This is a genomic window from Thioclava sp. NG1 (assembly GCF_003122275.1).
Classification (GTDB): Bacteria; Pseudomonadota; Alphaproteobacteria; order Rhodobacterales; family Rhodobacteraceae; genus Thioclava; species Thioclava nitratireducens.
On the sequence record NZ_QFBB01000001.1, the window covers coordinates 159,588 to 171,221 of the forward strand.

Genomic DNA, 11,634 nt, shown 5'->3' on the forward strand with positions numbered 1-11,634 from the left:
GCCCAGAATGAGACGATCCCCGAAAGAGACCGAAGTCAGCACCCGCCGCATCACGCGGCGCGGGTTGCTCTTGGGCGGCGCGCAGGCGGCGGTCGTGGCCGTGCTGGCGGCGCGGATGCGCAAGATGCAGCTCGAAGACGCCAAGCAATACCGGCTGCTGGCCGAGGGCAACTCGGTAAAAATCCGGCTGATCCCGCCCGCGCGCGGGCTGATCTTCGACCGCAACGGTGTGCTTCTGGCCGGTAATGAGCAGAATTACCGCGTCACGATCACGCGCGAGGATACAGACGACGTCGATGCGACGCTCGCTGCGCTGCGCCGTCTGATCCCGATTACCGATGGCGATACGAAAGACATCCTGCACGATATCCGCCGCCGCCCGCCGACGACGCCGGTCACGGTGGCCGACCGCCTGACATGGGACGAGTTCTCGCGCGTCGCGGTGAACGGCCCCTCGCTGCCCGGTGTCAGCCCCGATGTCGGCCTGTCGCGCCTCTATCCGCGCCGCGAGGATTTTGGCCATGTGATCGGCTATGTCGGCCCGGTCTCGGATTACGATCTGAGCAAGATGGAAGACCCCGATCCGCTGCTGCTGATCCCGAAATTCCAGCTCGGCAAGACCGGCATCGAGTCGAAAGAGGAAAGCGTTCTGCGCGGTCAGGCCGGCCAGCGCCGCGTCGAGGTGAACTCCGCCGGGCGCGAGATGCGTGAACTCTCGCGCGAGCCCGGCAAGCCGGGCGAGAATCTGCAACTGACGCTCGACTATCGACTGCAGAACTACGCGCTGCAGCGGTTGGAGAACGAATCCGCCGCGACCGTGGTGATGGATGTGACCAATGGCGACGTGCTGGCCTGCGCCTCCGCGCCCAGCTTCGATCCCAACCTCTTCGTGCGCGGCATCTCCGTCGCAGATTACCAGCGCCTCACGCAGGACGACCATCGGCCGCTCGCCGACAAGACCGTCCAGGGTCTCTACCCTCCGGGCTCGACCTACAAGATGGTCACCGCACTTGCCGCGCTCGAGGCAGGGCTGGTGACGCCGGAGGAAACCATCTGGTGCCCCGGCTATGTCGAGATCGCGGGCCGCCGCTTCCACTGCTGGAAGGGCGCCGGCCACGGCCATGTGAACATGACCAAGAGCATGGAGCAGTCCTGCGACGTCTATTACTACGAGCTTTCGCAGCGCGTCGGCATCGACAAGATGAGCGACATGGCCAAGCGCCTGGGCGTGGGCGTCCGGCCCGACCTGCCGATGTCCGCGGTGAAAGAGGGCGTGGCCCCGACCAAGGAATGGAAGCAGGAGCGCTACGGCAAGGACTGGCTGATCGGCGACACCGCGAACGCGGCGATCGGTCAGGGCTATGTTCTGGCCTCGCCGATGCATCTCGCGATCATGGCGGCGCGCATCGCCTCGGGTCGGAAGGTAGAGCCGCGCCTGATCCGCGCCCGTGACGGGGTGGAGCAACCGATCCGCGTTACCGACGATCTCGGCGTTGAGAAAGCCTATCTCGACAGCGTGCGCAAAGGCATGACCGCAGTGGTGAACTCCTCGCGCGGCACCGCGCGCGGGTCGCGCATCGCGATGAAGGAATGGAAGATGGCGGGCAAGACCGGCACCTCCCAGGTCCGCAACATCACCAAGGCCGAGCGCGCCCGTGGCGTGATCCGCAACGACCAACTGCCGTGGAACCGCCGCGACCACGCGCTCTTCGTGGCCTTCGCCCCCGTCGACAATCCGCGCTACGCCGTCTCGGTCGTGGTGGAACACGGCTCGGGCGGTTCGACGGCAGCAGCCCCGATCGCGCGCGACGTGTTGCTGTTCGCGCTGGCGGGCGGCCTGCCCCCGGACGATGCCTATCCGTCCTTCGCCCGCGCGAAGGCCAAGGAGCTGAACGAAACGCTCGATCTCGTCGATCCCGACACCGTGCAGAAGCCGCAGGAGCGATCGCGCGCATGAGTTATCTCGAGAGCAACCTAAAGACCGTCCCGGTCGGCTGGCGCAAGATCTTCTACCTGAACTGGCCGCTGGTGATCCTGCTGACGGCGGTCGCCTGCGCCGGCTTCCTGATGCTCTACTCAGTTGCGGGTGGCAATATCCACACCTGGGCCGAACCGCAGATGAAGCGCTTCGCGCTCGGCATGATCGCGATGTTCACCGTGGCCTTCGTTCCAGTATGGTTCTGGCGCAACGTCTCGGCCTTGGCCTATTTCGTGGCGCTTCTGTTGCTGGTTGCGGTGGAATTCTTCGGCGCAATCGGTATGGGCGCACAGCGCTGGCTGGAGATCGGCCCGCTGCGCATCCAGCCTTCCGAGTTGATGAAGATCACCCTCGTGATGCTCCTCGCCGCCTATTACGATTGGCTGCCTGTCGAGAAGGTCTCGCGCCCGCTCTGGGTCTTCATCCCGGCGGTGATCATTCTCGCGCCCACCTTCCTCGTGCTGGCCCAGCCCGACCTCGGCACCGCCGTCATGCTGGTGCTGGGCGGGGCCTTCGTGATGTTCGCGGCCGGGGTGTCGTTTTGGTATTTCGGCACCGTGATCGCGCTGGTCGTCGGGCTGGTCTTCGGCGTGATGGAAAGCCGGGGCACGGAATACCAGCTGCTGCACGACTACCAATACAAGCGCATCGACACCTTCCTCGATCCGGGCTCGGACCCGCTTGGCGCGGGCTACAACATCATGCAGGCGCAGATCGCGCTCGGCTCGGGTGGCTGGTCGGGGCGCGGCTTCATGCAGGGCACGCAATCGCGGCTGAACTTCCTGCCGGAGAAGCACACCGACTTCATCTTCACCACGCTCGCCGAGGAGTTCGGCTTCGTCGGCGCCTTCGGCTTGCTGATGCTTTACACCGGGATCATCGGCTTCGCCCTCTATACCGCGATGGCCACGAAGGACCGCTTCGCCTCACTCCTCAGTTTCGGGGTCGCGGGGACGTTCTTCTTCTTCTTCGCGATCAACATGGCGATGGTGATGGGGCTGATGCCCGTCGTGGGCGTGCCCCTGCCACTGGTGAGTTACGGCGGCACCGCGATGATGATCCTGCTTGCCGCCTTCGGGTTGGTGCAAAGCGCCCATATCCATAGACCGAGGCAAAGATGATCCGCGTCCTTTTCGCCGACAAGCCCGAGAACTGGGGCCGTTACGAAACCCCGCTGACCGAGGCGATCGCCGCGACCGGCGTCGAGGCGCAGATCGTGCAGCCCGGCGAGAGCGACCCGGCTCAGATCGACTATGTCGTCTATTCACCGCAAGGCCCGGTGCAGGATTTCACCGCCTATACCGGCGCGAAAGCCGTACTGAATCTCTGGGCCGGGGTGGAGCGTGTCGTGGGCAACGACACCCTGACCCAGCCGCTGTGTCGGATGGTGGATGCGGGGCTGGAGCGCGGCATGGTCGATTACGTGACCGGCCATGTGCTGCGCTATCACCTCGGAATTGACGCGACACTCGCCCAGCAGGACGGCGTCTGGCGCCATGACGACGGCGTGCCGCCCTTGGCGCGCGACCGCTCGGTGGTGATGCTGGGTTTGGGAGCGTTGGGCAAAGCCTGCGCCGAAGCGCTGGCGGGGCTGGGCTTTGCCGTCACGGGCTGGAGCCGGACGCAGAAGGACATCCCCGGGATAACCTGCCTGAGCGGCGACGATGGGCTAGCGGAGGCGCTGTCGCGCGCCGAGATTCTCGTCTCGATCCTGCCCGACACGCCCGAAACCAGCAACCTTCTGAACGCGGACACGCTGGCGCAGATGCCGAAAGGCGCACGGCTCGTCAATCCGGGCCGCGGGACGCTGATCGACGATGACGCGCTGCTCGCAGCGCTGGACCGCGGCCAGATCGGCCACGCGACGCTCGATGTGTTCCGCGTCGAGCCTCTGCCCCCCGAGCACCCCTATTGGGCGCATCCGCAGGTGACGGTGACGCCCCATATCGCCGCCGAGAGCCGGGCCGAGACCGCCTCCGAGGTGATTGCCGAAAATATCCGGAGGGGCGAGGCGGGCGAGCCGTTCCTCTATCTCGTGGATCGCTCGCGCGGCTATTGAGCGCAGGGGGCGCTGCACCGCTCTCGTGCCCTTCGCGTGCGCTTCGGACGTTCGACAGGGCGTCCTTGCTGATCCCGCCTCATCCCCCGGTATATTTACGCCAAGAAGAAGATCAGAGCGCGGGCGCGTCGAGACCGATCTGCTTCGCGAGATCCGCGAGGCGGGTTTCCTTGCCAGACCAGTCGGCGGCGCGCGATGCGAACAGCGTCGCCTGAGACTGGTGGATCAACCCGTCTGAGAGGATTTTCAGGTGGTTCGCGCGCAGCGTCTCCCCGCTGGAGGTGATGTCGGCCACGGCCTCGGCAGTGAGGTTCGCGATGGTCCCCTCGGTCGCGCCTTGGCTGTCGACAAGCTGCCAGTCGGCTACGCCTTCGCGGGTCAGGAATTCACGCACCAGCCGGTGATATTTGGTGGCGATCCGCAGGCGGAAGCCGTGGGTGGCGCGGAAGCGGTGGGCGGCGGCGTCGAGGTCTTCGAGGCTGTCGACGTCCGACCAGCAGTCCGGCACCGCAATGATCAGATCGGCATGGCCGAAGCCCATCGGCGCGAGATCGGCGACCTGGCTTTCCCAATCGGCGAGCTTCTCGCGCACGAGATCGGAGCCGGTGACGCCCAGATGGATACGCCCCGCCGCCAGTTCGCGCGGAATCTCTCCGGCCGACAGGAGCACGAGTTGCACGCCGTCCGCCCCTTCGACCGCGCCGGCATATTCACGCTCGGACCCGGTGCGCTTTAGCGTGATGCCGCGCTCCGCGAACCAGTCGAAGGTCTTCTCCATCAGACGCCCTTTGGAGGGCACGCCGAGTTTGATCATGCTTGCGCCTCCAGATCGGCCATCAACCCTGCACGGATCACGCCGCCCACGGCGGGGATTTCGCGCCCCTGCCCCAATTGCCGGGTCAGCGCGTCGTAGCGTCCTCCGGAGGCGACCGGCGGAAGTGCCGGATCGGCGGCGGTGAAGGTAAAGACGAAGCCGTCGTAGTATTCCATGGTCGAGCGACCGTGGCTCGCGTCGAAATTGATCGCAGCGAGGTCGATGCCGCGGGTGGCAAGCGCGTCGAGCCGCTTTTCGAGCCGCGCGATGGCGGGTTCGATCGCTTGGATGCCGAGAGCGCGCAGCGCGGCAGGCGCCTGATCCGCAGCACAGCGCAGCTCGGCGAGCTTGCCCATCGCGGCGACCGCGTCGGTCGGGATCGGCGCAGCAGCGGCATCGGCGGCGAGCGTGGCGATCCGCGCCTCCATCTCTTCGCGCGAGCGCAGCCCGATCCAAGGCGCGCCGGAGCGTTGGCCGCTCAGCAGATCGGCGCGGGCTTTGGGCACCTCGACCTGACCCGAATAACGCGCGAGCAGATGCTGGAACCGCTTGGGGCGCCAGATATGGCGGGCGAGCGCGGCCTTGCGCTCGGGCATGGTATCCAGCCCATCGACGGCAGCGCGCAGCAGCCCCATATCCCCGATCGTGGCAGACAGGTTCAGCTTGGCGAGAAGCCCCGAGAACAGCACGAAGACCTCGGCATCGGCAGCTTCCGGGTCGGCGCGGTCGAAAATCTCGAACCCGGCCTGAAAATACTCATGGGCGCGCGCGGCGCCGCGATGATCCTGACGGCGGAACACCTCGCCCGCATAGGCGTAGCGCGCAGGCTCGGCGCCATTGGCCATGTGCTCCTGCACGACCGGCACGGTGAAATCCGGGCGCAGCATCATCTCGCCGCGCAGCGGGTCGGCGGTGACATAGGCGCGGGCGCGGATATCCTCGCCGTAAAGGTCGAGAAGCGCCTCGGCGGGCTGCAGGATATCGGGCGTGACCTCGACCGCACCGGCGGCGAGGAATTGCTCCAGCAGACGGCCTGCCTGTGCCCGCGCTTGCGCCTTTTCCGCCATTACTCGGCCTCGTAGCGTGCGAGGATTTCTTGCACTTTTGCGACCATTTCCGCGGTCGGAACCTCGAATTGCGCCGGTTGGGATTTCCATTCTTCAACCGTCGCGTCCTGCGCGATCTTCGCGCCGAGGATCAAATCCTTGATCTGGACGACGCCGCGCTCGGCCTCGTCCGAGCCTTGGATGATCGCCACCGGGCTTTCGCGTTTATCGGCATATTTCAACTGGTTGCCGAAGTTCTTCGGGTTGCCCAGATAGACCTCGGCGCGCAGCCCTGCCCCGCGCAGCGTCGACGCCAGCGCCATGTATTCTGCCATCCGGTCGCGATCCATCACGGTCACGACGACCGGGCCCTGAGCAGAGCCGCCGATGCGACCCTTGGCGCGGAGCGCGGCCAGAAGGCGGTCGACGCCGATCGAGACGCCGGTGGCAGGAACGACCTGACCGGTGAAGCGCTTGACCAGATCGTCATAGCGCCCGCCACCTGCGACCGAGCCGAATTGCCGCGGTCGGCCCTTTTCGTCGGTGATCTCGAAGGTCAGTTCGGCTTCGAAAACCGGGCCGGTATAATAGCCCAGCCCCCTCACGACCGACGGATCGATCACGATGCGGTCGGGGCCGTAGCCCTGCGCGTCGAGAAGCGACGCGATCTGCTCCAGTTCATCCACGCCTTCCGCACCCAGCGCAGAGCCTTCGACCAGCTCGCGCAGCCGCGCGACGGTGGTGGCGTTGTCTTTGCGCTTGGCCTCCATGAAGCCCATGACCGTATCGGCCTGTGCCTCGGACAGCCCCGCGCCCTTGGTGAAGTCGCCGGAGTCGTCCAGACGCCCCTCGCCCATCAGAAGGCGCACGCCCTCCTCGCCGAACTTGTCGAACTTGTCGATGGCCCGCAGAACGATGCCGCGCTCTTCCTCGAACTTGGTCGGATCGGCGGGGTCGAGAACGCCCGCGACTTCCATCACACCGTTCAGAACCTTGCGGTTGTTCACCCGCACGACATAATCGCCGCGCGGAATGCCGACGGCTTCGAGCGCGTCCGAAAGCATCCCGCAAATCTCGGCATCGGCGGCCACCGAGGGCGCGCCCACGGTATCGGCATCGCATTGATAGAACTGGCGGAACCGGCCCGGGCCGGGCTTTTCGTTGCGCCAGACGGGGCCCATCGTGAAGCGACGATAGGGTGTCGGCAGATCGTTGCGGTATTGCGCCGCGACGCGGGCCAGCGGCGCCGTCATGTCGTAGCGCAGCGCCAGCCACTTGCCGTCGTCTTCCTCCTGCCACGCGAAGACGCCCGCATTCGGGCGGTCCACATCGGGGAGGTATTTGCCCAGTGCCTCGACCGTCTCGATGGCCGAGGTTTCCAGCGCCTCGAAGCCATGCGTGCGATAGACCTCTGCGATCTTCGCCAGCATATCGGCGCGCTCGGTCACCTCCGTGCCGAAATAGTCGCGGAAGCCCTTCGGGGTCTCGGCCTTGGGACGGGGCTGCTTTTTCTGTTTCGCCATCGGCTTGCACCTGATCTTATCTCGCGCGAGGGTGTAGCCCAAGGGGCAGGCCCCGGCAAGCAATAGGAACGGCAGATGCAGGAACGGCTCGAACGGGCGGAAGAACAGATCGCCTATCTGACGCAAACGGTGGACGAGTTGTCCGATGTCATCGTCGCGCAGGCCCGTCAGATCGAACGGCTGGAGCGGCATCTGGGCCTGCTGATGGAGCGCGAGGCCGAGCGCGAATATGACACCGGCGGCTCTATCCCTCTGGCCGATCAGAAACCACCGCACTGGTAATGGACGCGGCGCTCTGGGGGCTAAACGGTGTTTTCGTGAGTGCGCAGGCGCTCATCTACACCGCTTTGCTGGTCTGGCCCCCGGGCATCGACCTCCGTTCGACGATCGATCGGTTCGAGCTGTGGCAAGGAAGCGGCATCCTCGCGATGCAGGTCTTCTTCGCCGTGCCGCTGATGAGCGCGCTGATCTGGCAGACGCGCGCCCATCGGCAGACGATGTTTCTGGTTTCGTTGAGTTTCCTCGCAACAGGGCTGCTGGGTGCGGCCGCGTGGCTGGAGATGGGCATGATCTCCGGTGCGGTGCGCGACGGGATCAACGAGCCCGATCTGCTGCGCGGCGTGGCACTGTTGCGCTGGGGCGAGTTCGCCACCGCCCTGGCCGCCGCGATCACGCTGCGGCTGGCATGGGTGGCGCGCAGCCTGTGAGGCTCAGACCTCTTCGACCTCGCTGACCCCGCGCAGGCTGCGCAGCGCTCCTTTCACCTGCGCATTGACCGGCGCCTCGGGCATCGCGGTGATCTGGTAGCGGCAGCCGCGCTCGTTGTCATAGACCATGAAGCTGATCGGCCCGCGCGAATGGACCTTCCCTTCGCGGGCGACCCGCTCGACGAGGCTCGCCACCGAGGCGACCGCATCATTGTCGTCGATATGCACCAGCAGCCCGGAGGAGCCCGCATCCGCCGTCGCCTTGTCAACGGTCTGCGCCGCGTTGGCGACCATGCGCACCGACTCGCCATCCACCTCGACCTTCACGGTCAGCACCAGAAGGTTACCGGTTTCCAGCACGTCGCGGCAGGCTTCCAGCGCCTCCGACCAGAAAGCCACCTCGTAGGGGCCCGAGGCATCCGACAGCGCGACGAAGGCGAAGCGGTTGCCCTTGGCGGATTTCTTCTCGCGCACCGAGGCGACCTCGCCCGCGATCTTGGTGACGAAGGGACCGCCCACGGCCTTTTGCTGCACCTCTTCCCAGCTCAGCACCTTCTTGCGCTTAAGCGCGGGCAGGTAATCCTCGATCGGGTGGCCCGAGAGGTAGAAGCCGATGGCTTTGTGTTCCTCGGCCAGACGCTCGCCCGGCAGCCAGTCGTCGGTATCGGCCAGACGCGGCGGCGGCAGATCGTCGCCCGCCTCGCCGAAGAGCGACACCTGCGCCGACTCGCGCGCCTCGATCACCGCGCCCGACCACGCCATCAGCGATTCCAGCGACTCGAAGACGCGCTTGCGGTTCGGATCGAGCAGATCGAAAGCCCCGGCCCGCGCCAGCATCTCGAGAGGGCGTTTACCGACGCGCTTCATGTCGACACGCCGCGCGAAATCGAACAGATCCTTGAACGGCTCGTCGCCGCGCGCGGTCACGATCATCTGCATCGCGTCCACGCCCACATTCTTCAGCGCGCCCAGCGCGTAGACCAGCTTCTGATCGACCACGTCAAAGGTCGAGAGCGAACGGTTCACGCAAGGCGGAATGATCTCGATCCCCAGCTTCTTCTGCACCTCGTCGGCATAGATCGCGAGCTTGTCGGTCAGATGAATATCGCAGTTCATCACGCCGCCCATGAACTCGACCGCGTGGTTCGCCTTCAGCCAGCCGGTGTAATAGGACACCACCGCATAAGCCGCTGCGTGGGATTTGTTGAAGCCGTAATTGGCGAATTTCTCCAGAAGGTCGAACACCTCGGAGGCCTTTTTCTTGTCGACCCCGTTCTTGGCCGCGCCCGCCTCGAATTTCGGACGCTCGGCGTCCATCGCCTCCTTGATCTTCTTACCCATCGCGCGACGGAGAAGGTCCGCGCCGCCAAGCGAGTAACCCGCCATGACCTGCGCGATCTGCATCACCTGCTCCTGATAGACGATGATGCCCTGCGTCTCTTCGAGGATATGGTCGATGGTCGGATGCACCGAAGTGATCTCGCGCAGACCGTTCTTCACCTCGCAATAGACCGGGATGTTCTCCATCGGACCCGGGCGATAGAGCGCCACCAGCGCCACGATGTCCTCGATACAGGTAGGCTTCATCTGGCGCAGCGCCGATTTCATGCCCTCCGATTCCACTTGGAACACCGCGACCGTCTTCGCGTCCGCGTAAAGCTTGTAGGTCTTCGGATCATCCAGCGGGATCGCGTTGATGTGGTTTTCCGCGCCCTCGGCGGGCTCGTAAAGCTGGTTGCCGGCGGCATCGACATGCAGCGGCCGGCCGGATTTGAAAATCAGTTCCATCGCCGAGCGGATCACCGTCAGCGTCTTTAGGCCGAGGAAGTCGAACTTCACCAGACCCGCCTGCTCGACCCATTTCATGTTGAACTGGGTCGCGGGCATGTCCGAGCGCGGATCCTGATAGAGCGGCACCAGCTCGTCGATCGGACGGTCGCCGATCACGACGCCCGCCGCGTGGGTCGAGGCGTTGCGCAGCAGGCCTTCGATCGCCTTTGCGTAATCGAGAAGCCGCGCCACGACCTCTTCGTTGCGGGCCGCCTCGCGCAGACGCGGCTCGTCGGCCAGCGCCTTCTCGATACTGACGGGCTTCACGCCTTCGACCGGGATCAGCTTCGACAGCTTGTCGACCTGGCCGTAGGACATCTGCAACACGCGCCCCACGTCGCGCACGGCGGCCTTCGACAGCAGCGCACCGAAGGTGATGATCTGGCCCACCTTCTCGCGCCCGTATTTCTTCTGCACGTATTGGATCACCTCCTCGCGGCGATCCATGCAGAAGTCGATGTCGAAGTCCGGCATCGAAACACGTTCCGGGTTGAGGAAGCGTTCGAACAGCAGCGAATAGCGCAGCGGATCAAGGTCGGTGATGGTAAGAGCGTAGGCGACCAGCGAACCTGCACCCGAGCCGCGCCCCGGCCCGACCGGAATGTCGTGATCCTTGGCCCATTTGATGAAGTCGGCAACGATCAGGAAGTAGCCCGGGAAGCCCATCTGCTCGATGATGTCGAGTTCGAATTTCAGCCGCGCCTCGTAATCCTCGACCGGCGCTGCATGCGGGATCACGTCGAGGCGGTTGCGCAACCCGTCCCACGCCTGACGCCGCAGTTCCTCGACCTCGTCATCGGCGAATTTCGGCAGGATCGGTGCCCGCTTGTAGGTCGAGAAGGCGCAGCGTTTCGCGATCTCGACCGTGTTCTCCACCGCTTCGGGCAGATCGGCGAAGAGCGCGACCATCTCGCCTTCGGACTTGAAATAATGCTGCGGGGTCAGACGGCGGCGCGGCTCGATCTGATCGACATAGGCGCCCTCCGCGATACAGATCATCGCGTCATGGGCCTCGTAAATCTCGGGCTTCGGGAAATAGACGTCGTTGGTCGCGACCAGCGGCAGACCCAGCTCGTAGGCCCATTCGACGAATGGCCGCTCGGTCGCGATCTCGGCCTCGGTCAGCGTGCCGCCCTCGCCCGGGTGGCGCTGTAATTCGACATAGAGCCGGTTCGGGTAGATGCCGGCGAGCTGTTGCAGAAGCGCCTTGGCGCGGTCCTTCGCGCCGTTCCGGATCAGCCGTCCAACCGGACCGTCGGGACCGCCAGAGAGACAGATCAGCCCCTCGGAATAGCGCTCCAGCTCCTCCAGAGTGACCTGAGTCTGCGCCCCGTGCTTGTCGAGATAGAGGCACGAGTTCAGCTTCATCAGGTTCTCGTAGCCGCGCTCGGTCTGGGCCAGCAGAACGATCGGTGCAGGCAGGCGCGGACGCTCGCCCGGCTTGGCGGGATCGAATTCGAGCGATACCTGACAACCGACGATCGGCTGCAGCCCCGCCCCCGTCGCGGTCACGGAAAACTCGAGCGCCGCGAACATGTTGTTCGTGTCGGTCACGGCGACGGCGGGCATCCCCGCCGACTCGCACATCTTCACGAGTTTCTTTGCGGGCACGGCGCCTTCGAGCAGGGAATACTCGGTATGGACGCGCAGATGAATGAATCGGGGGCTGGTCATGCC

Annotated in this window: 9 protein-coding genes; 5 read left to right on the forward strand and 4 right to left on the reverse strand. The window is 65.2% G+C overall.

Annotation, left to right across the window (positions count from 1 at the left end):
• Window positions 1-7: 7 nt before the first annotated feature.
• The 3 genes from mrdA to DEM26_RS00765 are packed head-to-tail and all read left to right on the forward strand — an operon-like array spanning window position 8 to window position 4,037.
• A complete protein-coding gene (gene mrdA / locus DEM26_RS00755) occupies window positions 8-1,957 on the forward strand; it encodes a penicillin-binding protein 2 (protein ID WP_075774199.1) in 1,950 nt (649 codons plus the stop codon).
• A complete protein-coding gene (rodA, locus tag DEM26_RS00760; RefSeq protein WP_088719687.1) occupies window positions 1,954-3,099 on the forward strand; it encodes a rod shape-determining protein RodA in 1,146 nt (381 codons plus the stop codon). The genes mrdA and rodA overlap by 4 nt, the downstream gene beginning before the upstream one ends.
• Window positions 3,096-4,037: a 2-hydroxyacid dehydrogenase gene (locus DEM26_RS00765; RefSeq protein ID WP_109171496.1), complete on the forward strand. Its 942-nt coding sequence runs from the start codon at window positions 3,096-3,098 to the stop codon at window positions 4,035-4,037. Before rodA ends, DEM26_RS00765 begins: the two co-directional genes overlap by 4 nt.
• Window positions 4,038-4,149: 112 nt before the next feature.
• Here the strand turns inward: DEM26_RS00765 and hisG are convergent, their stop codons facing one another.
• Genes hisG through hisS form a run of 3 tightly spaced genes read right to left on the reverse strand, consistent with a single transcriptional unit; the run spans window position 4,150 to window position 7,420 of the window.
• Entirely contained in the window at window positions 4,150-4,851 is a 702-nt protein-coding gene (hisG, locus tag DEM26_RS00770; RefSeq protein WP_088719685.1) for an ATP phosphoribosyltransferase, read from the reverse strand.
• On the reverse strand, window positions 4,848-5,918 hold the full coding sequence (locus DEM26_RS00775; protein WP_109171497.1) for an ATP phosphoribosyltransferase regulatory subunit: 1,071 nt from the start codon (window positions 5,916-5,918) through the stop codon (window positions 4,848-4,850). Before DEM26_RS00775 ends, hisG begins: the two co-directional genes overlap by 4 nt.
• Window positions 5,918-7,420: a histidine--tRNA ligase gene (gene hisS / locus DEM26_RS00780; RefSeq protein ID WP_109171498.1), complete on the reverse strand. Its 1,503-nt coding sequence runs from the start codon at window positions 7,418-7,420 to the stop codon at window positions 5,918-5,920. The genes DEM26_RS00775 and hisS overlap by 1 nt, the downstream gene beginning before the upstream one ends.
• A gap of 75 nt (window positions 7,421-7,495) precedes the next feature.
• On the opposite strand from hisS, the gene DEM26_RS00785 reads away from it, so the two are divergent.
• Complete coding sequence (locus tag DEM26_RS00785; RefSeq protein ID WP_109171499.1) at window positions 7,496-7,702, forward strand: SlyX family protein; 207 nt, start codon at window positions 7,496-7,498, stop codon at window positions 7,700-7,702.
• Window positions 7,702-8,127 (forward strand): hypothetical protein, encoded by a 426-nt coding sequence (locus DEM26_RS00790; protein ID WP_075774192.1) that lies wholly within the window; start codon window positions 7,702-7,704, stop codon window positions 8,125-8,127. Before DEM26_RS00785 ends, DEM26_RS00790 begins: the two co-directional genes overlap by 1 nt.
• A 3-nt stretch (window positions 8,128-8,130) precedes the next feature.
• Here the strand turns inward: DEM26_RS00790 and dnaE are convergent, their stop codons facing one another.
• Window positions 8,131-11,631 carry a DNA polymerase III subunit alpha gene (gene dnaE, locus DEM26_RS00795; RefSeq protein WP_109171500.1) on the reverse strand — a complete coding sequence of 1,167 codons (3,501 nt, stop codon included), beginning with the start codon at window positions 11,629-11,631 and terminating at the stop codon, window positions 8,131-8,133.
• Window positions 11,632-11,634 lie beyond the last annotated feature (3 nt).

Excerpts from the sequence above, each read along its gene's own strand:
- hisG (WP_088719685.1), bottom strand. The coding sequence starts at position 4,851 with ATGATCAAACTCGGCGTGCCCTCCAAAGGGCGTCTGATGGAGAAGACC.
- mrdA (WP_075774199.1), top strand. The coding sequence starts at position 8 with ATGAGACGATCCCCGAAAGAGACCGAAGTCAGCACCCGCCGCATCACG.
- rodA (WP_088719687.1), top strand. The coding sequence starts at position 1,954 with ATGAGTTATCTCGAGAGCAACCTAAAGACCGTCCCGGTCGGCTGGCGC.
- hisS (WP_109171498.1), bottom strand. The coding sequence starts at position 7,420 with ATGGCGAAACAGAAAAAGCAGCCCCGTCCCAAGGCCGAGACCCCGAAG.
- DEM26_RS00765 (WP_109171496.1), top strand. The coding sequence starts at position 3,096 with ATGATCCGCGTCCTTTTCGCCGACAAGCCCGAGAACTGGGGCCGTTAC.
- dnaE (WP_109171500.1), bottom strand. The coding sequence starts at position 11,631 with ATGACCAGCCCCCGATTCATTCATCTGCGCGTCCATACCGAGTATTCC.
- DEM26_RS00790 (WP_075774192.1), top strand. The coding sequence starts at position 7,702 with ATGGACGCGGCGCTCTGGGGGCTAAACGGTGTTTTCGTGAGTGCGCAG.
- DEM26_RS00785 (WP_109171499.1), top strand. The coding sequence starts at position 7,496 with ATGCAGGAACGGCTCGAACGGGCGGAAGAACAGATCGCCTATCTGACG.
- DEM26_RS00775 (WP_109171497.1), bottom strand. The coding sequence starts at position 5,918 with ATGGCGGAAAAGGCGCAAGCGCGGGCACAGGCAGGCCGTCTGCTGGAG.